The following is a 22,993-nucleotide window of genomic DNA, read 5'->3' on the forward strand; positions in this document are numbered from 1 at the left end:
ATGAAAAAAGCCCGGCCTGCGCGTAATGCAGGTATCCAATGTGGGAGGGGGCTTGCCCCCGATAGCAGTGTGTCATTCACAGCATCAGTGACTGATCCGGCGCTATCGGGGGCAAGCCCCCTCCCACATTTGGTTCACCTGCCTTCAGATTTGCATCAGGCTCGCACAGGGCATTTTTCTTCTACGCTGAGTTACATCCCTATGCCCACCTACGGATTGCCCACGACAGGATCCCCTGAATGAAAACCCAACTGCCGCTATGCTTTGGTTTGATCGCTTGCCTGGGCCTGGCCGGGTGCCAGGAAAAAACCTCTCCCCCTACTGCCAGCCAGCCCGAGTGGCTCGCCGTGCCCGCCCTGCCCATCCTGCAAAGCGCGGTGTTCAGCCTGGCAGACGCCCTCGTCCCGCATAAAAACCCCTTGGCCATGGAACAGATCTGCGCCCTGGCCAAAGGCGAGACCCAGCAGGCAAACGTCAACCACTTCATCCAGCAGCAAGGCGGCAACGCACAAAGCATTCCCCCACAGGGCCACCCATTGTCGTTGCTGGTAAACGGTGACCGCCAGGCGCAGACCCGTGCCTGCGCGGCGTATCTGGCAATCAGCGTGCTGTCACCCTTGAGCTTGAACGGTTTGCTGGTCGAGCAGGCAAGTGCCCCGCCCCAGGACAAGAACAAACCGGTAGAAAAACGTGAGCCTCAGATCGATCAGGCAAAACTGCTGGCGAGTCTACCGAGCAAGCTGGCGATCGCACAAACCAATGCGGATTTTTTCGCGCTGATCGCCACCGAGCTGCAACAGCGTCCAGGGCTGACGCTGGAACAATACCGCCAGTTATCCATGGAGATGTTCGCGGGCCTGGCAGCCGACTATCTGCTGCGTTTGAAAGAGCAGACGCCCCCGCCCGGCACCGAATATAAAGTGCTGAAGCTGGACGCGGACCAGTTCATGTTCGTCAGCAGTACCCGTACCCTGTTCGAGTATGATTTTTCCGGGTTGAAACTGCAGCAGAACGGCATGACCTGGTTTGGCGAGGGCAAGCTGTTGGGCAAGGATTACTTCTTGAAGGTGGCCTACCTTCCCAGCACCGCCAAACAGCTGAAGAACACACCAACGCCTTAGGGCGCTGCGTGGGTTGAGCAGTAAGGCGACTTAGGGAGGTAAGCACGTAGCGAATGCGCGCGCCGCCCGTTCAGCGGGCAGGCGTGAGGAAAAAATACCGTGACGGTGTCGGTCGTGCGGGGTCGATCTGGTCCATAAAGCCTTTGATGGCAGCGGTATCCGGAACGCCCGGCAGCTTTTTGATCACCCTTGCCGGCGGCTTTCCTTCGGCCTTTGGTACCGCCAGGGGCAGCCCTTCGTAAATCAACGCATGGTGCACACTTGGGCAATCCTGGCAGAACGCTTCAAGGTCAAGCATTGCGCCACCGACAAATGCACTGTTGATGAGCAACAGATCAAAGGGCTCAATGGCATGGTCGATCATCGCCAGCAACTCCTCCAACGAAGAGACGGGCGCCACTCGATGGTAGCCGCAGTGGTTGAGCATCCGTTCGAGGTTCAAGCGCTGCAGGTGGACGTGATCGGCAATCAAGATGCGTAAAGAACGTGTGGGCATTTATATATCCTTCCAAACCAGCCAGCAGACCGTCAGACGCGCTTTCCAGAGGGGGCGCGCGCTCCCAGCCAAGTCAAAAAATCTTGCTCGGTCATGGGCTTTGCAAAGAAATAGCCCTGCCCTTGCACACACCCAAGCTCCAGCAACTGTTGATATTGATCTTGTTTTTCAATGCCCTCGACGACCACCGACATGCCAAGCGCCCTACCCAGCTCGAGCGTGCACTTGATCACCGCAACACATCTTGGGTCATGGTCCAGCCCCCGAACGAACTCGCGATCGAGCTTGATCTCGTTGAAAGGCAACTGGCACAAGCGCTGCAGGGAGGAAAACCCCACACCAAAATCATCGATGGATAACCGACAACCCATCATGCGCAACCGCACCAGGCTTTCCAGGCAGGTGGCCGAGGCTTCGAGCAAACCGCTTTCAGTCAATTCAAATGTCAGACTGGAAGCCGGTAGCCCGAAGCTGCACAAGATGCCACGGATGATGGAAACCAGCTCGGGATTGGAGAGCTGTACCGGCTCCAGGTTGAACGCGATATTCAACACGTGTCCGCGACTCGAAGCCTCACGGGCCAACGCCAGGCCCTGCCTGATCTGACCGAACAGTAACTCATTGAGCAACCCGCAACTTTCAATGGCAGGCATGAACACCGCCGGAGAAACCACCCCTTGGGTCGGGTGGTTCCATCGTGTCAGCGCCTCGACGCCAATCACATCACCATTGAGCAAATTGACCTTGGGTTGGAAGTACGTTTCCATTTGCTTTTGATGCATGGCCGAGCGAACTTCGCCTGCTTGCGCCAGCTCCAGGGGCTTGAGGCTCATCGGCGCGATCCTGGGATCGCTCAAGTGTTTATGCAGCAGCTCGTTCAAGGCTTCAGCGTGCAGCGGCTTGCCGAGGTCGCCCAATAGCGGCAGCCCCAGTAGCGTCACCAATTGCCGAGCGGCCTGGCGTACGTCTCCCGAGAGGGAACTGCTGAGAATCACCGCGCCCACCAGGCCAACGCGAGCCACACGTTGCAAAAACTCCAGGCCATCCATGCCTTCCATGCGCAGGTCACACACCACAATGTCCACCGGACCGACCCGTTGCAGGGTCTCCAGGGCCTGGGTGCCGTTTGAAGCACTGAACACATCCTGACAGCCAAGCTTCTTCAGCAGGTTGACGGCGACGGTTTGCTGGAACAGATGGTCCTCCAGCACCAGCACTCGCAGGGGCAACACTTGCATCACTGATTCTCCACAATTGGGTTGCAGCACGAACGCCCGATACGCCCTGATTGCTGGTGGTAGCCGATGCCCACTCAAACAAGGTTGATGGACCTCAACGCCCGCTCCCCAAGGGAGCAGGTGTATTCAGGTCATCCATGACGCACATTCATTAACGTTGCGGGTGCGTTGCTTGGGCAACGTCAATGAAAGATGGGGTCGCTCCCTAGCGGATTCGTTAGGCGAGAGGTCATCTCTGCTCTTTGAGCCGAAATTATCCGGGGATTTTCCTGACCGAAATGTAGGAAATTTCCCGGAGAGCAATTTGGAACAGAGACCTCACGGTCCTGTCTCCGCACCCACAACCAGTCAGTCGACGGATTGGGCGATCCGTTGCGTCAACACCTGCGTCAGGGTGTCCATCGTTTGATGCAGCGCATCCACTGATTGGGTCAAGCGCGCGGCGTCGTGCCCGTCGCAATCTATCTGCAACTGCTCGCAACAGTGAATCAAGCGCTTTGCCTTGACGATGCGCGCGCCACCCTTGACCCGATGGGCCAGGTCGGCTAGCCCGGTCAGGTCGTTCTGGCTGAAGAGTTTGAGCAACCGTACTTGATCCTCCTCGTTACTGCTGAGCAGGTCTTGCAACAAGCTGCGGATTGACGCCTGATCCCCGTAGGTCAGTTGCTCAAGGCTGACCAGGTCGATTTCGTCGTCCAAGTGCGTCACGTCATCGTTATCGGGCAACGGTTCAAATGACGACTCAACCCCCGACAAGCGTGCGGCCAGATCCTTCATGCTGATGGGTTTGAACAGGCAGTCATCCATGCCCGCAGCAAGACAGCGGTCGACCTCGTCGGGTTGCGCGTTGGCGGTGAAGCCAAGAATCAGACACGGCGGCTTGCCCGAGGCCGCCTCGTCGTCACGGATCGCCTTGGCCAGTTCATAGCCATTCATCACTGGCATATTGCAGTCGGTGATCACCACATCAAAGGGATGGCTGCGCCAGGTGCGCAAGCCGTGGGCGCCATCCTGCTCGTCTTTGACGCTGTGCCCCAGATAGCTCAGTTGTTGCAGCAACAACAAGCGGTTGGCGGGGTAGTCATCAACCACCAGAATGTTCAACTCACTGGCAGGCAACAGCTCGGTTGGTTCAGGCTGGCTGCGGGGCAATGGGGCCAGGATGGGTAACGTCAACAGCACCTCGGTTTGCGTGCCAAGACCCGGCACACTGCTCAGCTTCAACTCGCCGTCCATCATCGTGCATAACGTACGGCTGATGGTCAGCCCCAACCCCGATCCGCCGACAGTCAACTGGCTCTGACCGCCAACCTGGGTGAAGGGCGCAAACAGTTTCAACTGGTCGTCGGCGCTGATACCGATGCCAGTATCGCGTACGCGCAACTGAATACTCATCTGCTGATTTTCTTCGTCGAGTGTCGCCTTGACGCTGACCAGCACCTCGCCTTTCTCGGTAAATTTGATTGCATTGCTCAGCAGGTTTGCCAGCACTTGCTTGAACCGCATCGGGTCGATCAACACATCACGGTTGGCGAGCTCATCGAACTCCAGAACCAGCGGCAGTTGCTTTAGCCGAGCACTGGCGGCCTGCACCCGCACCACCTCCTCCACCATCTCCTTGAAGGCAGCCCTCTGCGGGGTCAAGGTCAGACGCCCGGATTCGATGCGCGCCACATCCAGGATGTCGCCAATCAGCTCCAGCAACGCCCGTGCGGCGCTGGAGGCCACTTCAATGGCAAACCGGTCGAGAATACCTTGATCAGCCTTTTTCATCGCCAATTCCAGCATCCCGACCACCGCGTTTATCGGCGTGCGCAGCTCATGGCTCATGGTTGCCAGGAACGTGGTCTTCGCCCGGTTGGCGCCATCGGCATCGTGCTTGGCCACCTTGAGTTCGCTGAGTAACCGCACACGCTCACTGATATCGATCCACCCGGCAATGATCCCTTTGACTTCTCCGCTGCTATCGCAAAATGGCAGCACCCAGTGATAGGCGTCGATCGTCTGCCCGTTGGCCAGCACCAACTGACGGTCCTGAATCTGCTCCTGACCAGCCTCCATCACCTCAAGGTATTGCTGTTCGAACGTAAGGTTGTCCGTTGGCATGATGCCCACGTCAGCAGTGAGCGCCGTGCCGATCACCTCCTCTTGGGTACGCCCAACCGCTTTAAGGTAACGCGTATTGCACAGCAGCATTCGGGCCTGTCGGTCTCGAACGTAGATGGGGTGAGGCAAGCTGTCGATCAGTACATGCAGGAAGTCCATCTGTTCCTTCAACGCATGTTCGGCAGCGGCCCGTCGCTGAATCAGGCGGCGCAGGTAAATGATCCAGCCCGCCGCAGCGAGCAACAGGCCTATCGCCACTGCCAGCCACTTGAGAAAAGCTCGCTGGCTGGCCTGGGTACCGCGATTGTCCAGCATGACTTCGCCACGCCAGCGATCGGACAGGTCGTCGAGCTCTTCTCGGGAAAAACTGCGCAGTGTTTTGTCGAGGATGGAGTGAAGCTCAAAAGACCTGCGATCAGTGGCCAATCGCAATTGAGCCGGGTGTTCACCACCCATCGTACGTGTGATGCGCAACCGGTCACGGTAGAACGTGGAGATCATATACCGCGAAGCCAGCAGGATACTAAGCGTGGCATCCGCCTTGTTTTGTGCAACCAGCGCCATCTGGTCAGCACGGCTGCCGGCCTCCATCAGCGTAATGTCCGGGTAATTCTGGCGAACATAGGCGGCCCAATAGCTGCCGGGACTGACGACCAGGCGCTTGCCTGACATCTCTTCCAGGCTTTTGGGCTCTGCCTCGCCAACACGGCTGACGAATACATCTGGGTTGCTCATGTACGGCCGGGTATAGCGCAGTTGCCCCAGGCGCTGGTCATGCTGGAACGTGGGTGAAAAATCAGCCTTGCCTTTGCTCAACAGGTCAGCCTGCTCATCAAACGAGCCAGCACGAACCACCTCGAACTGTAGGTGGGTTCGCTGGCTGATTTTCTCCAACAGGTCGGCATTGAGGCCACGCAGCAGGTCATTTTGATCAAAAAAGGTCAATGGCGGGTTGCCATCAATCACCGCCACCCGCAGTTTAGGATGCTCTGCCAGCCATTGTTCCTCTTGCGGGGTAAGGCCAAGGTCAAAGCCCTCTCCGGTTGTGGAGCGCAACCTCCAGCGCCGCGCAATCGACTGCTTCTCGGCAGCGGGAATCGCGTTCAGCGCCTGATTGAGCACTCGCAGCAACTGCTTGTTGTCGGCATTCAAGACAAAACCGACACCGCTGACCTTTTTATCAGCTGATGGTTTCAGATGCAGATCGGTGTAGAAGTTTTGCCCAATCAGATAGCTGGATGTGATCCCCGCCCCCACGAATGCATCCGCCTGACCAAAGGCAACCGCACTGATACCCTCCAGCGCCGAGGGGTAGAGTTCGATTTTTGCTTTTGGATATAGCGCCTGGATAGCGGAAGGCTCAACGTAGTATTTGGACATGGCCAGCCGCTCGCCGGCAAGGTCTTGCTGCACATCGCTGACCGACCCGCGATGGGTTGCCAGCATCATCTGATCGAGGATGTAGGCACGCGACATGACCAACCCTGCTTGCGCGGCTTCATACTCCCCGGCCGAGCCCAGCAAGTCCAGCTCACCAGCCTTGAGTGCCTGCAGGGCCAGGTCCCTGTTGTCATAACGCCGGATCTGAACATCAACGCCTAACACAGCAGCCAGCAGCCCGACATAATCAGCCGTTACCCCCTCGAAATCGGCAGGGTCGGACGACACCATCAAGGGTGCTGGATCGCTGCGTGCTGTGCCGACCACCAGTACCTTTTTAGTGCGTAGCCACCGCCAGTCATGGTTCTGCAGTTCAACGTCAAAATCAGCGGTAGGCTCACGCCCCAGCAAGGTCAACGACTCAAAGGCCCGCTCGGCGCCATGGGACTGGCCGAGTACTCCCAACCAAAGGAAAAAAATGAAGTAACCCGACAGGCGCCTCATTCAGATCAGGTGATGACGTTTGGCAAAATCAGCCAGATAGACCACCGACTTGACCTTGAGCTTTTCAATCAGCCGGCTTTTATAGGTGCTGATCGTCTTGTTGCTCAACAACATAGCGTCACCGATTTCCTTGTTACTGTAACCACGGGCAAGCTGCTGCAGAATGGCCAGTTCGCGATTGGACAACTGCTGAATCAGCTCATGCTCAGGTGTCTGGTTATCGACCGGGCGCACCGAGCTGTTGGAGAGCACCGGAAAATAACTGAAGCCCTCGCGAATCACTTTGACTGCACGCATGAGTTCCTCAAGATCATCGCTTTTGGAGACATAACCGGACGCGCCGATGGTCATGCAGCGATGGGCATAAAAGGTCGCGTCCAGCGAGGTCAACACGAGAATTCTGATCGGCAGGTCCAAGGCGCAAATGCGACTGATGACCTCCAACCCGTCAAGCAGCGGCATCGAAATATCCAGTACGATCAAGTCCGGCACGTGCTTGCGAGCCAGGTAAACCGCCTCGACGCCATTCTCGGCTTCGGCCACCACTTCCACGTGCCCGGCCTTGAGGAGCATTTTTACAGACGAGCGAATAAACGGATGGTCGTCGACGATTAATGCTTTCAACATACAAACCTCTTTTTCATCAGCATAAGGAGCAGCATCTGCGAGACCGGCACGTCAAACTATTAAGGTAGCTCAGTTTCACGTCGACAAAACACAGGCCTGAAATATTTAATGGCCTGACTGCGCCAGCAAGCCCTACCGGTTTTGGTAGCGCTCCAACCAACCGCAAAAGTCAGCACCGGGCATGGGCACCGCCAAGTGAAAACCCTGGCCAAAATGGCAGCCCAGTTCAATCAGTGTATCGAGCGCCGGTTGGCTGCCAACCCCTTCGATAATCAGGTCCATCTGCAATGCCCGGGTCAGCGCGAGACTGCTCGCGACGACGGCCCGGTTACCCGGGTTGGCAAGGTCCTGAACGAACACGCCGTCGAGCTTGATCTGGTTGAAGGGCAGCTGTGCCAGCAACCGTAGTGAGGAAAAACCCAGGCCAAAGTCATCGATCGACAACCCACACCCCGCCTCGCGCAAGCGCAGAAGGTTTGCCAATGCCGATGCCGGCAGGTCCAGCAGGCTGCTTTCAGCGACTTCGAATGTCAGGCCCGAACCTGGCAGGTCATACCCTTGCAAGCATTGAATAATGTAGTCAACCAAGTCATTTCGAACCAGTTGGGAGGCTGTCAGGTTGAACGCCATTCCCAGGTCAATACCTTGCGTGCGCAACTGCAACAGCAATGCAATACCCTGGTCGAGCAGTTGCTTGAGCATCTCGTCAATCAAGTCATAGGCCAGTACGGCGCCTAACAGGTCACGGGGCAGCAACATCCCCCGTGTGGGGTGACGCCAGCGCACCAGCGCTTCAACGCCGAACAGCCGACGCTCGACAAGATCGAATTTGGGCTGGTACCAGGCCTCGAATGCACCCACCGCCAAACCGTGTCGCACCTGGTCTTCAGGGATCAGTTCAGGTACCGACAGGTCGGGCGCCGTCAAGACATGGTGGCGCAGCTTGAAATTTTCCAATAACCGCTGCAAATCCTGCATGTCCAGCGGCTTGTCCAGAATGCCCAACAATTTCAGGCCCGACAGCGTCTTCATCTGCTTCACGGTGCGATACAGATCAGCCTGCAACTCGCTGTAGGCCACCAACGTCTGGACGTTTCCCAACTCGCCGGCCACTTTCAGGAACGCAGAGTGGTTGATCGAACCGTCGGCCAGGTCGAAAAAAACGATATCGACCTTGGGCAGCTGTGTCAGCAGGCCAATAGCCTGCTCAGCATCGCTGGCCGATAGCACATTGGCGACCCCCAGATTGCCGAGGGCCTTGACCAGCACCGCACGCTGGAAAGCATGATGTTCAATGACCACAACACAATCAGGAAACATATTCTTCAACCGATTCGACTTTAAAGGAGAGGTTTGAATAGCCACGCCAGGCTCAGCGTTCCCGCATGGCCTCCTGGGCCTTGTTGAACGGCTTGACCAGGTAGTCCAGCACGGTCTTGGAGCCGGTCTTGATGTCCACCGTTGCGATCATCCCCGGCACAATGGCGAAGCGCTCACCGGCCTTGTTGGTCAGCACGTTGGCGTCCGTCTGGATGAACACCCGGTAGTAGTAATTCTCCGGCTTGACCTTGTCCTGGATGGTGTCCGGAGAAATCGTCACCACCTTGCCGTCCAGCCCGCCATAGATCGAATAGTCATACGCGGTGAGTTTCACCTTGGCGGCCTGGTCCGGGTGGATGAAGGCGATATCCCTGGGTGAAATGCGCGTCTCGATGAGCAACTGATCATCCAGCGGCACGATCTGCATCAACTTGCCGTTAGGCGAAATCACACCGCCAATGGTCGTCACCTCGATGCCCTTGACGATGCCGCGAACCGGCGACAGGACGGTCAAGCGCGTCAACGAATCTTCCCGCCCACGAATCACCGAACTCAACGAGCTGACCTCGGAACGCGCCTTGGCCAACTCTTCTCCCGCCTGCACCTGATAGGAAGAACGCAGTTCGGTAGCCTTGAGTTGCAACTCGCTGCGCTGACGCTGCAGGCGGATCACTTCGACGTTGCTCGCGGCACCGGTCTTGGCCAGTGACTGGGTGATTTTCAGCTCACGGTCGACCAACCTGAGCGAATCATTCACCCCGGCCAGGGATTCCTTGAGCCGGCTGATACGCTCCTGATGCAGCCTGGTTTCGCGCTTGATCAGCTCGGGGTAGGCCTGCAGTTCGTCAGGAAAGCTCAGTGGCTTACCGTCCACCTCTGCCTGCAACCGTGTGGCGCTGGCCAGGACAGCCCGGTAGCGCGCAGCACTCTCCTCGACATTCGATTCGGACTTCGTCGGGTCAAGCTGGGCCAGCACTTGCCCCTGCTCCACCAGGTCACCTTCGGCAACGTTAAGCTCTGCCAGGATGCCGCCTTCCAGTGATTGAATGACTTGCTCATGGGAACTGGGAATGACCTTACCGTCGCCCTTGGACACTTCATCGAGCCGCCCCAGCCACGCCCAGGTGCCCAGGATCAGCACGATCAACACCAGGCTGCCGATGATCCGCGTCGAGCGATGCAGCGCAGCGTCATCGGCCGGGTCCATGGCCTCCAGTGATTTTCTATTGCGTAGATAGGCACGCAACCGCGCCAGTTTTTCGTGAACATCAGCCATGCTGAGACGCTCCATTGGAATGAGTGGCGCTGAGTCGACGGATCGCTTCCTCCTTGGGTTCATCCAGCACGATTTTGCCGTCATCGACGACGATGATTCGCTCGACCAACTCCAACAACGCCAGGCGATGGGTGGCAATCAGCACGGTCTTGCCCTGTGCCCACTGGTCGAGGTTTTCCAGAAACAGGCGCTCTGCCCCTTCATCCAGTGAAGAGGTCGGTTCGTCCAGCAACAGCACGTTGGGTTGGCGCAACAACAGGCGAGCCAGCAACAGCGATTGTTTCTGGCCGCCGGAGAGCCCAAGACCGCCTTCCAGAATCAAGTGATCCAGGCCCGTCGGCAGCTTTTTGATAAACCCATCGGCGCCGGTCAGGGCCAGTGCCGAGAGCATTTCCTGGTCAGCGGCCAACGGCGCGCCCAGTTTCAGGTTCTCGCGGATGGTGCCGTGGAACAGGTGCGAGTCCTGGGTCAACAAGGCCACATCCCGGCGCACGTCTGCCGGGTCCAGGTGTTGCAACGCCACGCCATCGAGGCTGACCAGGCCAGAGCGTGAATCCACGCCCCCGACCAGCGCCTGCAGAAGCGTGGACTTGCCTGCGCCGTTGCGGCCCAGCACGGCAATGCGTTCGCCGGCACGAATCTTCAGTTGGCTGACTTGCAGCACCGGGCTGTCGTCGCCATAGGCGAACACCGCCTGGTCCAGCACATAGTCACCGTACAGGTGGGCACGGTGGACTTTGTGGCTGTGTTCGGGGTGGTCGGTGGGCAACTGCATCAGCTTGTCCAAGCCTGCCAGGGCGGTCTTGGCCTGCTGCCAGCGAATGATCACCTGGGTTAACTGGGCCATCGGCGCCATCATGCGCGAGCCGAGGATCGATGCCGCCACCAGTGCGCCGGTGGTCAGGTCGCCGGCCATCACCATCGGCGCGCCGAAGAAAATCACCACGGCAAACACCAGGGTCTGCATGGATTGCGACCAATACTGCAAGCGATGGGTCAAGGCCTTGAGCCGCAGGTTCGCCGAAGCGGTGGTTGCGTTGTAGTGGTTCCAGCTCAGCTGGAATTTCTGCTCGGCTTGCAGCGCCTTGACGTCCTCCATGCCCTGGATGGTTTCCACCAGCAAGGCATTGCGCAGGCTCGACTCGCGCAGTGCTTCGTTGGCCAGGCGCCCCAGCTTGCCTTGGCACAACAGACCTGGGGTAATCATCAACACCAGCGCACACAGCGGCACCAGCACCAACGGGCCGACCAGCAGCCAGAATACGCCGAGGAACAGCAGGAAAAACGGCAGGTCCGCCAGCGCCGTGATGGTGCTGGAGGTAATCAGTTCGCGAATCTGCTCCAGCTCGCGAACCTGGGAAATAAAGGTACCAGTGGAACGCGGACGAGCCGAGTTGCGCAGGCGTATGGCGTGGCCAAAGACCTTGTCGGAGAGACGTGTGTCCGCACGCTTGCCCAGCAGGTCGGTGACATGGGAACGGGCGTTGCGGATGGTGAAATCAATACCGGCCGCCAGCAAAACTCCGATAAACAGAACATACAGCGTCGGCATGGAACCGGCAGGGATCACCCGGTCGTAGGTCTGCATGGAAAACAGCACCCCGGCCAGCCCCATCAGGTTGGCAATCAGCGAGGCGAACAGCACGTAGCGATAGGACTTCAAGTCCTGCAGGACGATGCCCTTGAACCAGTTTTTGTCATACGGTTTGATGTAATCGTCGACTCGTACGTCGGCGCGATTTCCCACGGGGCGTAACAGAATGAGGCGGCGGCACTGCTCCAGCAGTTCCTGGCGCGACAACACTGTGGCCAGGCCATGGTCGCCGCTGAGCCGCACTTGTAGCAGGTCTTCGGCGCGCAAGCCTTCGATCAGCGCCAACTGGCCGTCGGCCAATTGCACCAGCAACGGTAAACGCCATTGAGTCAGGTCTTCGGCCTGTAACTCTTCATCAATCTTGACCGACAGGCCCAAGTGTTTGGCAATGGCATACAGCTGGTCATCGGAATGCGCACTGCCCTGCCAGGCAGCGGCCAGCCGCGCATCTTCGGGCGAGAAGCTCAGGTTGTAATGACCAGCAACCAGCAACAACATTTCCAGCCAGGGCGGGGAAACAGATGACGGGCTGGCTTGCAGGGGTTCTTGGGCACGGCGGTTCATGGCAAACGCTCACGGTAGGTGGCGTCGTTGGCAGCACCAAACGCCTGACTGAGATGGCCTGCGCTATACAGGCAGTTGATCTGTAACCGACGCAGGCTATTGAGCGTGGTCTGCTGCTCGACCCGCGACAAATAGGCCTCTTGCTCGGCATTGAGCAGATCCAGCAAGGGCCGGGTGCCCAACTCAAGGTATTGCTGGCGGTAGAGCACGCGAGTTTCATTGATCGTGCTTTCGCGCACGGTTTGGGCACCCAGGCTGGCATGTAACTTCAGCACCTGGCTCTGCGACTGCTGCATTTCCTGGCGCACGCGCAAACGGGCAGTATCGAGGCCGGCCTGGGAGGACGCCAGGGCCCGCTCGCTGGCGGCCTTGCCGGCCTGGATCGCGTTACCCTGATAGATCGGCATGCTCGCGTTGAGGAAGACGCTGTAGCGGCTGCGGTCCTGGTCCGTACCTGGGCTGCCATCCAGCTGGTGGCTGAATGTCGGCTCCAGGGACAGTGTCGGTAGCCCGGCAGCCTTGGCGGCGCTCACTTCGGCCTCGGCCCGGGCTACACGCGCTTGGGCGGATTGCACCTCAGGGTTGTCCTGCATCTTGGCATCGACCTGCTGGCACGACTGCTCCAGTTCCCGCGGGAAATGGTCGGACACACCCTCGACCCGAGGTTGCCCGATCAGGTTCGACAATGTGGCGAACGTGCGCGCCAGGCTGGCTTGATGCTGGAAGCCGGTGACCTTGGCAGCTTCAATACGCGACATGGTTTGCACATAGTCCGAACGGGTACTGGCGCCCATGTCCAGACGCTGGCGCGCCAGGTCGGAGACTTTTTCCAGGCTGTCGATCTGGTCCTGGGTGATCGCAATCAACCGCTGGTAATACTGGCCGTCAAGAAAGGCCAATGCGGTATTCATGGCAACCTGTTCGACACTCAGGCGCACGTCTGCCTCGCGCTCGGTGACACCGGCCTGGCTGGCCTCGACGGCGCTGGACACCTTGCCGAAGTCATACAGCATCTGCGAGGCACTGACGTCGAAGACCTGGGCACTGTGACTGCCTGGCACACCACTTTGGTAGCCGCTGCGCACGCCGCCGCTGATCCTGGGGTAATAGCCGGCCTGCGCCACTTCTACCCGCTGCACTTGTTCATTGACCCCTTCCCGGGCCCGCAGGATATCCGGGTACGAGGTTAAGGCCTGGCGCACGGCCGCACGCATATCCAGCGCCGCGGTGCCCACAGTGGCTAAGTTGTTCACGCTCAGTTGGGGAGCGGAAGGTGGAAGAAACTGCCCGGCTTCAATCAATGAAACCAAAGAGGGCGCGGGCACCGTTTCTTGCACTTGACTGTTCTTGATCGGATGCACGGTAGGCGCAACCTGAACTTGGGGTTGGTCATGCACAGAGGGTGCATTGACCTGCCCGACCACACCGCCCGAACTGAACGATAAGGCTATCGTCAGGCAGGCAATATCACGCCGGGGATGGAATATCCGGAACATAATTGACACTCAGGGAAAATAACCCTGGGCCATACGGCCCAGGGCTCTGTCATTACGACTTAAACGACGGAAACACCACTCTCGACCCAGAGGTCTTTCTTCGACGTTTCATCGATGTAGTGCACATACTCATGGCCATCCAGCGGCGCCTTGACGCCATCGGGTTTCCACGAATCCGGCAAGTCCAGGGTCGAGGCAGACGTGGATTTCGACACCGTGCCATCGGCTTGCAAGATATCGTTCAGGGTCACCGTCAACGCGGGCTTGGCCGGATCGTCCTTGGCTTGCAGGCTGACCAGCTTGTTGACGTCCAGGTTTGGCCCCTGACCCAGGTTGAACGACGGCAGTGCAGTGTCGCTGTCGACGTCTGTCTGCAACTGGCTTTCCGGCTGAGCGAGTTGCGCCGCCAGATCAGGCGCAGGGGCCACACCGGTTGACACCTCGTTGAGCTCGGTGACGAGCTTGGAGTCGGCGATCTTCACCGCCAGGGTGGAGGTCACCGTCTCGCCGTTCGTGTGCCGTACCTGATACGAGAAGGTCTCGATTTCATTCAGACCCGTCAGGCTGAGCTTTGGCGTGTAGGTGTAGTCACCGTTCGCCGCGACTTTCAAATCACCGTATTTACCGGCAATGGTTTCCTGATTGATCGAAGGCACCGATTTGCCATCGACGCTGACGATGCTGGCATCATCACTGTCGATCAAATCACCCGAGACGGAATAGGCCTTGATATCAATGTGGAAAGTCGATGTGAACCGGGCTCCCTCGGCGGTCCTGGCCTCGTACGAGAACGTCTCGGTCCGGTCCGAAGGGGTGGCGTTGCTGTTCTGCCTGTAGGTGGCTTGACCATCGACGCCGATGCTCAACTCACCAAACTGGCCTTTGACCACCGTGCGCACTTCATTGGCAAGTGTCGTGTCGTTGACCTTCAACAACGTTGCGCCTGCCGGCAGAATCAGGTCACTCTTTATCGCACTGTTGGCAAAACCACCAATGAACGAGGTATGAACAATACTGGTGGTGTAGGTTTTGGCCCCAACCCCCAAAATGTCAAAGTTATTGACCGTCACCCGGTACTCACCCGGCATTTCGTAGGTCAGGGAAATACCCGACTTGGACGCAAAGATCGGCAGAACCGACAGGTTGCCCAGCCCGCCTGCACTGCTGCTGCGCACGTCAACCCACTTACCATCGATCAACTTCTCCAGCTTCACGCCATTGAAGTTGCCCACATCAACGTTTACCGGTGCCGAGCTATTGACCGTAATCTCGACCTTCTCACTGTCACTGACAACGAAGTGATAGGTGGCTGAAGTCGGCAAGAGATCCCCGCCACCCAACGTATTGGAAAACCAATTAAGAACGCTGTTGACGCCCGAGCTGCCCGGTGTGACGAAGGTAGAGGATTTGTTCTGCTCCAGGTTGGCGATGTTTGGATCAATAAACTGGCTGACGGTGACCTCATTGTGTTCCGCCACCAATTGATACGGCGCCGTTACCGACACTGAACCTGTGGAGGTGGACTGGTTATCCAGGGACGCTGAAGTCACCTGCAACACTGTCCCGCCCATTTGTACTTTTACCGGCACCTCATAGTTGCCGTCGACACCGACAGGTTGTTCGCCCAGGGTCTCGCCTGCGGCATTTTTCACCACTACCTTGGTATTGGGGGTGGCCTTGCCGGAGACAAGTTTGCCATCGGCACTGATCATCGCGCTCAACGGCGCCGGGATGGCCTCGCCTGCTACCTGAGGTGCAATCAGTTCGGTTGGCAGCGACTCCTTGCCTGCCAATTCAGCCACCACCGAAACCTTGCTGCCCGCAGGCTGCCTGGTAATGGTTGCGGCGAACGTACCGTCCTCGCCAGCCACGATTGGCCCGGCCAGCAACTGGCCGTTGGCGTCCTTGACCGACACACTCGCACCCGGCAGGGTCTTGCCGGTGATCTGGGTGCCGGCGGCATCCAGGTGAGCTTCCGGTTGTGCAGGTCGATCAACCTCAGTGACCGGTGTTTTCACATAGGCCGGCGCGGACTCCACGCCCTGCCCTTGTGCCGTCACCGCCAGGGTGGTGCCGTCGGGCTGTTTCGGGATGTTGACCACAAAGGTCCCATCCTGCTGGACAACCCCGGAACCGATCTCTTTGCCCTGGGCATCCTTGACGCGAATGGTTTCGCCCGTGTTGCCCTTGCCCGTCACCTGGGTGCCGGCTTCGTCGACTTGCACCTCTGTCGGCGTATTGGAGGCAATGTGCGGCGTCATGACCGATTCAGAAGCGGACACCTTATCTTTGTTCTGCAACGCGACATTCAACAGTTGACCGCCCGGCTGTACGGGGATAGTGACCTCAAAAGTGCCGTCCGGCCCGACGATGCCCTTGGCGATCACGGTTGTGTCGTCCGCCGCTTTGATCAATACGATGGTGTTCGGCGCACCCTTGCCCTGCACCTTGGTGCCGGTGGCGTCCACACTCACATCGAAAGGCTTGGCTGGCGTGTCTTCGGCGCTCAGGGGTACCAGCAACAGCGCAGGCGCCGAAACCTTGTCACCCTTGACCGCGCTGATGGCAAGCCTGTCACCACCATTCTGCGCGGGGATATTGGCCGAAAACATACCGTCAGGCCCAGCTGCGAACGTGCCCAGATCCTGTTGGGTATCAAGGTTGACGATCTTGACCGTTTCACCTGGCTTGACCTTGCCCAACACGCGAGTGCCGCTGGGGTTGATATTCAGGTCGGTAGGTGGCAATGGCAGGTCCGCATCGATAAACGGCGCCACGACAGAAACGGTTGGCGAAGCCTTCCCCTCGTCGTAGGCCGTCACGCTCAAGACGGCGCCGGTCTTCTGAGGCGTGCTCAAGGCAATCTCGACAGAACCGGTCTTGTTCACCACGCCACTGCCCAGCTCCTTGCCGCTGGCATCCATGACCTTGATGATTTCGCCCGGCTTGCCCTTGACCGTTACCGCACTGCCGGTGTCATTGATCACCGCATCACGGGGCGCCAGCACAGGCACCGACAGGGTGGCAGGCGCCGACTCCAGGCTGCCCAGGTTGACCGTCGCCTTGAGGTCTTCACCACTCACGCCGGAAGGCAACAGCACACTGCCCTTGCCATTTGCATCCAGAGGCACACGAACGATTGTGCCGTCCGGGTTGTTGATTTGCACAATAGCGTTGGGCTTACCTTCTACGCTCACCTGCCCGGTGACCGCATCGACCGCGCCGAACACCGGCGCCAGCAACGGCACTTCGAGCGTCGCGACCTGCGACGTAATACCTGCCGCTTGAGCAACCACGCCCACTTCCTCACCGCCCAGAGCCTGGGGCAGCTTGATCACGGCGTGGCCTTGTGCATCCAGTTGCACCGGCGCGCCGACCGGATTGCCGTCTTTGTCCTGCAACTGCACAGAGACGTTTGGCTTGCCGGTGACCGATAGCTCCTCTTTGGCCGCATCAAATGCCAGGGTTGGCGCAAGCAGCGGAACCACCAGGGCATCGCTGACAGGTGACTTGGCCTCCTTGAAGGTTTGAACCGCCTGCAGAGTCTCTGCGCCAAGGGAGGCCGGGATCGAGATCACGCCTTTGCCTTGGGCATCCAACGTCACAGGCGACCCCACCGGCTTGCCATCCTTGTCCTGCAACTGCACGCTGGCGCCCGCTTTGCCTTCGACCGCCGTCTGGCCGGTTTTTGGATCAACCGGGCCCAACACCACTTTGAGCAAAGGAATGGCCGTCTGTACCGTCGCCGATTCTTCCTGCCCATCCTTGATGGTTACGCTGACCGACTCTCCACGCAATGCCGGAGAAAGGACCAGATTGCCCTTGCCATCATTGCCCAATGTGAGGCGTTCAACCACTTCACCCGCAGCGTTCTTGACCTCTACCTGCCCACCCGGCATACCGACGATTTCCAGGGCGGTGCCGTCTTCGTTGAAAGTCAATTTCGGCTCGAACAGCGGAACCTCAATCGATGGGGCCTTTTCTGAGCGCTTGGCCGGCTTGGCCGGTTCGACCGTTTGCAGCGCCGGGTTGTCAAACTGTGCGTCAAGCGCACCCGTGCGGCTGGTGGTAGCAGCGTCTTCCTGGCTGGCGCTGATTCTTTGTCCGCTGGCGTTGAAGGGCAGCGTTACCGTTGCCTTACCGTCCAGATCGAAAACACCTCGAACGTAGACCTCGCCTGTAACGTCGTTAAATACCTGGAACAAGGCCCCAGGTTTACCGTCCAGGGTGACATTTCGCGTTCCTCCGTCAACCTGACCCAGTATCGGTGTCAGCATAGGTACCGCCACGCCGGAAGGGCCGGACTCGACACTGTCGACCAATTGGGTGACGGTCAGATCCAGGTTGCTCAATTGCGGGCGCAATGGGATCTGGCCTTCGCCTTGGTCATTCAGGGTCACGGGGTTGCCTATCGGCAGGCCAGTGCTGTCTTTCAACTGCACGGTCGCGTTCGGCTTGCCTTGAACATTCACTAGATTGTTCGCGTCATCGACAGCGCCCACAACCGGCGCAAGCACTGGCGCCAACACGGTATTGCTGACGGGCGATTGCACAGTGCCCGAGGTTTGAACGGCCTGCAGATTTTCGCCGCTGGCTTCCTTGGGCAGCGTGATCAGGAACTGGCCCTGCTCATCCAAGATCACTGGCGCGCCGATCGGTGCTCCTTCGCTGTCCTGCAATTGCACGCTGGCGCCCGGCTTACCGGTAACCAGCAGTTGGCCGGAGGCGTTGACATCACCCAGTTCGGGTTTCAACAACGGCGCGGTCAGCGCGGTGGTGGGTGGTGACTCGAGGTTGTCCACGGTCTGGGTGACCGCCACAGGCTGCTCGCTCAGGGTGGTCGGGACTTGCAGTGAGCCCTGGCCTTGCGCGTCCAGCGTGACTGGCGTACCCACGGTGCTGCCTGTGCTGTCCTTCAACTGCACGGTGGCACCGGGTTTCCCCTGCACCAGGAGGGTGCCTTCCGGATCGATTGTGCCCACGACGGGGGTCAATACGGGGACAGTCAGCAAGTCGCTGGCGGGCGATGTGGCCGTACCCGACGTCTGCACGGCCTTCACGCTTTCGCCTGAGGTGTTTGCAGGCAACGTCAGCACGCCTTCGCCCTCGTCACTCAGGACGATTGGAGTACCGATCGATTTGCCAGTGCTGTCTTGCAACTGCACGGTGGCACCTGGTTTGCCGGTAACCGTCAACCCGCCGGTGGCGGCGTTGACATCACCCAGCTCTGGCTTCAACAACGGCACGGTCTGTGGAGCGGTGGCCAGGGACTCGTTGTTGTCCACGGTCTGGGTGACCGTCACGGGCTGCTCGCTCAGGGTGGTCGGGATTTGCAACGTGCCTTTGCCGTCGGCGTCCAGGGTGACCGGAGTACCCACGGTTTTGCCCGTGCTGTCTTTCAACTGCACGGTCGCGCCTGGTTTGCCCGTCACTTCGAGGATGCCGGTTTGCGGGTCGATTGTGCCCACGGTAGGGGTCAATGTGGGGATGGCCAGCGTTGGGCTGGTCGGCGATGTGATGGTGTCCGACGTCTGCACAGCCTGCACGCTTTCGCCAGCGGTGTTTGCAGGCAGCGTCAACGTGCCGTTGCCCTGGGCATCCAGGACGATAGGATTACCAATCGAGGCGCCAGTACTGTCTTGCAACTGAACGCTGGCCCCTGGCTTGCCGATGACCGGCAACAGACCGGTGGCAGGATCGACAGGACCCAACTGTGGTGCCAGCAACGGCACGTCAAGGTTGGTTGTGAGCGGCGGGTTGGTGCCGTCATTGAGCACCACGCCGACCTTTTGGTCACTGACATTGCCAGGCAGTGTGAGAGTGCCCTCGCCTTTATCGTTCAAAGTGACTGGTTTGCCAATTGGCTTGCCGTTTGCGTCCTGCGCCTGCACGGTCGCGCCTGGCTTGCCGGTGACCACTACATTGCCGGTGGCTGGATCGATAGGGCCCAATTGTGGTGCCAGCAACGGTACTTCGACGTTGGTCGTGAGCGGTGGGTTGATGCCGTCATCGAGCGCCACGCCGACTTGTTGGCCGCTGGTGTTGCCTGGCAGCGTTATGGTGCCCTGGCCTTTGTCGTCCAGGGTGACTGGGTTGCCAATCGGGCTGCCGTTCTGGTCTTGCGCCTGCACGGTCGCGCCTGGCTTGCCGGTGACCACTACATTGCCGGTGGCTGGATCGATAGGGCCCAATTGTGGTGCCAGCAGCGGTACGTCAACGTTGGTTGTGAGCGGTGGGTTGATGCCGTCATCGAGCGCCACGCCGACTTGTTGGCCGCTGGTGTTGCCTGGCAGCGTTATGGTGCCCTGGCCTTTGTCGTCCAGGGTGACTGGGTTGCCAATTGGCTTGCCGCTTGGATCCTGCGCCTGCACGGTCGCGCCTGGCTTGCCGGTCACCACTACATTGCCGGTGGCTGGATCGATAGGGCCCAATTGTGGTGCCAGCAACGGTACGTCAACGTTGGTCGTGAGCGGCGGGTTGATGCCGTCATCGAGCGCCACGCCGACCTGTTGGCCGCTGGTGTTGCCTGGCAGGGTCACGGTGCCCTGGCCTTTGTCGTCCAGAGTGACTGGGTTGCCAATCGGATTGCCGTTCTGGTCTTGCGCCTGCACGGTCGCGCCTGGCTTGCCGGTCACCACTACGTTGCCGGTGGCTGGATCGATAGGGCCCAATTGCGGAGCCAGCAACGGTACTTCGACGTCGGTCGTGAGCGGAGGGTTGATGCCGTCATCGAGCGCCACGCCGACCTGCTGGCCGCTGGTGTTGCCTGGCAGCGTTATGGTGCCCTGACCTTTGTCGTCCAGAGTGACTGGGTTGCCAATCGGGTTGCCGTTCTGGTCTTGCGCCTGCACGGTCGCGCCCGGCTTGCCGGTGACTACTACGTTGCCAGTGGCTGGATCGATAGGACCCAATTGCGGAGCCAGCAACGGCACTTCGACGTTGGTCGTGAGCGGCGGGTTGGTGCCGTCATTGAGCGCCACACCGACTTGTTGGCCGCTGGTGTTGCCTGGCAGCGTCACGGTGCCCTGGCCTTTGTCGTCCAGGGTGACTGGGTTGCCAATCGGGTTGCCGTTCTGGTCTTGCGCCTGCACGGTCGCGCCTGGCTTGCCGGTGACTACTACGTTGCCAGTGGCTGGATCGATAGGGCCCAATTGTGGTGCCAACAGCGGCACTTCGACGTTGGTCGTGAGCGGTGGGTTGATGCCGTCATCGAGCGCCACGCCGACCTGTTGGCCGCTGGTGTTGCCTGGCAGGGTCACGGTGCCCTGGCCTTTGTCATCCAGAGTGACTGGGTTGCCAATCGGGTTACCGTTCTGGTCTTGCGCCTGCACGGTCGCACCTGGCTTGCCGGTGACCACTACGTTGCCGGTGGCTGGATCGATAGGGCCCAATTGTGGTGCCAGCAGCGGTACGTCAACGTTGGTCGTGAGCGGCGGGTTGGTGCCGTCATCGAGCGCCACGCCGACTTGTTGGCCGCTGGTGTTGCCTGGCAGCGTTATGGTGCCCTGGCCTTTGTCATCCAGAGTGACTGGGTTGCCAATCGGATTGCCGTTTGCATCCTGCACCTGCACGGTCGCGCCCGGCTTGCCGGTCACCGCCACATTGCCGGTGGCTGGATCGACAGTGCCCAACTGCGGTGCCAGCAGCGGCACGTCAACGTTGGTGGCTGGAGACTGGGTGTCACCTTCCTTGATCACCACGCCGACCTGCTGGCCGCTGGTGTTGCCCGGCAACGTCACGGTGCCCTGGCCTTTGTCGTCCAAAGTGACTGGGTTGCCAATCGGGTTGCCGTTCGGGTCCTGCACCTGCACGGTCGCGCCCGGCTTGCCGGTCACCGCCACATTGCCGGTGGCTGGATCGACAGTGCCCAACTGCGGTGCCAACAGCGGCACGTCAACGTTGGTGGCAGGCGACTGCGTGTCACCGTCCTTGACCACCACGCCGACCTGCTGGCCGCTGGTGTTGCCCGGCAGGGTCACGGTGCCCTGGCCTTTGTCGTCCAGAGTGACTGGGTTGCCAATCGGATTGCCGTTCTGGTCCTGCACCTGCACGGTCGCGCCCGGCTTGCCGGTGACCGCCACATTGCCGGTCTCAGGATCGACAGTGCCCAACTGCGGTGCCAACAGCGGCACGTCAACGTTGGTGGCAGGCGACTGCGTGTCACCGTCCTTGACCACCACGCCGACCTGCTGGCCGCTGGTGTTGCCCGGCAACGTCACGGTGCCCTGGCCTTTGTCGTCCAAAGTGACTGGGTTGCCAATCGGGTTGCCGTTCTGGTCCTGCACCTGCACGGTCGCGCCTGGCTTGCCGGTGACCGGCAATTCCCCGGTGTCGGGATTTAGCGTGCCCAGCGTCGGCTTCATCAGCGGCAGGGTGAGTGCTACGGAAGGATCAGACTGAAGGCCATTCTCCGTCTGAGTCGTGGTGATAGTTTGATGGCTGGCACTTGAAGGTAGCTCGACCTGCACACGTCCATCATTACCCAGCGTGCCGGAGGCAAGTACCTGACCACCCTCCCCCTTGACCTCAAATGCAGCGCCGGGGCGGCCCTGGATAGCGAGCTTGTTGGCCTGAGTATCGAAACTGATCACAGGCGCAGACGGTTTGGTAGCGCTGACAGAAGCGTTTGCGCCACCGCCACCGCCACCGCCACCGCCACTGTGACTTGCCAGCGCCACTACGCCGCCAAGCCCAAGTGCACCAATGAGCCACATGAAGGTGTTGTCACCGTCCTCCACAAGCAGCTCATCTACATTGGAAATCTCTTTTAAAGAAAGTGATGCCTGGCTTGGCTCATAAGTCGCGTGCCAGAATTTCCCTTCGTTTTCCAACACCAACTCATTGTGCAGACCGTCAGCCGCCACAACAAAAAAGCCCTTGAGCACGACCTGCTCACCGGACTTCAACACGATGACCAAATCGTCGCCAGCCCGGGAAGCCGACTTCAGCGTTTCAGGATTCAACGAAATCTTTACGATACTGGGGCTGCCAACGGTGGTGGAATTACCCGTTGCCTGCTCTACCAGTTTTCCAGATTTGATATCTATCAAACTAACCTGCGCCATACGTGCTTTCACTCCAAATGTGAGAAATTCGACTGAGCGCCCTTCAAACAACGTCTAGGGCTAGTCAGCCAAACCAATAACGCCCGGTCACACATGCGGTGTTCGGACATTTACCGGCGCACATACTCGTGAGAAATTTCCCACCAATATGTAGGACATTTCCCAGCAGCATCACGACTGACTCGAGCAGGCGTTTCAGAAAAAAG

At 59.3% G+C, this 22,993-nt stretch carries 10 protein-coding genes; 1 reads left to right on the forward strand and 9 read right to left on the reverse strand.

Annotation, left to right across the window (positions count from 1 at the left end):
* Positions 1-239 precede the first annotated feature (239 nt).
* Positions 240-1,121 (forward strand): hypothetical protein, encoded by an 882-nt coding sequence (locus QMK52_RS24315; RefSeq protein ID WP_320403569.1) that lies wholly within the window; start codon positions 240-242, stop codon positions 1,119-1,121.
* A 70-nt stretch (positions 1,122-1,191) separates the two neighbouring features.
* On the opposite strand, the gene QMK52_RS24320 is transcribed toward QMK52_RS24315, so the two are convergent.
* From QMK52_RS24320 to QMK52_RS24360, 9 genes are all read right to left on the reverse strand, one after another.
* Positions 1,192-1,617 carry a response regulator gene (locus QMK52_RS24320; protein ID WP_065944097.1) on the reverse strand — a complete coding sequence of 142 codons (426 nt, stop codon included), beginning with the start codon at positions 1,615-1,617 and terminating at the stop codon, positions 1,192-1,194.
* Between the two features lie 32 nt (positions 1,618-1,649).
* A complete protein-coding gene (locus tag QMK52_RS24325; RefSeq protein WP_320403570.1) occupies positions 1,650-2,855 on the reverse strand; it encodes an EAL domain-containing response regulator in 1,206 nt (401 codons plus the stop codon).
* A 348-nt stretch (positions 2,856-3,203) separates the two neighbouring features.
* Positions 3,204-6,845: a transporter substrate-binding domain-containing protein gene (locus QMK52_RS24330; RefSeq protein ID WP_320403571.1), complete on the reverse strand. Its 3,642-nt coding sequence runs from the start codon at positions 6,843-6,845 to the stop codon at positions 3,204-3,206.
* The gene (locus QMK52_RS24335; protein WP_320403572.1) at positions 6,846-7,472 is read right to left on the reverse strand and encodes a response regulator transcription factor; all 627 of its coding nucleotides are present in this window, start codon (positions 7,470-7,472) and stop codon (positions 6,846-6,848) included. It abuts the gene before it with no gap.
* 132 nt (positions 7,473-7,604) lie between these two features.
* A complete protein-coding gene (locus QMK52_RS24340) occupies positions 7,605-8,774 on the reverse strand; it encodes an EAL domain-containing response regulator (protein WP_320403573.1) in 1,170 nt (389 codons plus the stop codon).
* A gap of 70 nt (positions 8,775-8,844) precedes the next feature.
* A complete protein-coding gene (locus QMK52_RS24345) occupies positions 8,845-9,999 on the reverse strand; it encodes an HlyD family type I secretion periplasmic adaptor subunit (RefSeq protein ID WP_320404213.1) in 1,155 nt (384 codons plus the stop codon).
* Between the two features lie 61 nt (positions 10,000-10,060).
* Positions 10,061-12,226, reverse strand: coding sequence for a type I secretion system permease/ATPase (locus QMK52_RS24350; RefSeq protein ID WP_320403574.1), 2,166 nt, complete (start codon positions 12,224-12,226; stop codon positions 10,061-10,063).
* Complete coding sequence (locus QMK52_RS24355) at positions 12,223-13,722, reverse strand: TolC family outer membrane protein (RefSeq protein ID WP_320403575.1); 1,500 nt, start codon at positions 13,720-13,722, stop codon at positions 12,223-12,225. Before QMK52_RS24355 ends, QMK52_RS24350 begins: the two co-directional genes overlap by 4 nt.
* 59 nt (positions 13,723-13,781) lie before the next feature.
* On the reverse strand, positions 13,782-22,787 hold the full coding sequence (locus tag QMK52_RS24360; protein ID WP_320403576.1) for an Ig-like domain-containing protein: 9,006 nt from the start codon (positions 22,785-22,787) through the stop codon (positions 13,782-13,784).
* Between the last annotated feature and the right edge of the window lie 206 nt (positions 22,788-22,993).

It is taken from the genome of Pseudomonas sp. P9_2, from assembly GCF_034008255.1.
In the GTDB taxonomy this organism is placed as follows: domain Bacteria; phylum Pseudomonadota; class Gammaproteobacteria; order Pseudomonadales; family Pseudomonadaceae; genus Aquipseudomonas; species Aquipseudomonas synxantha_A.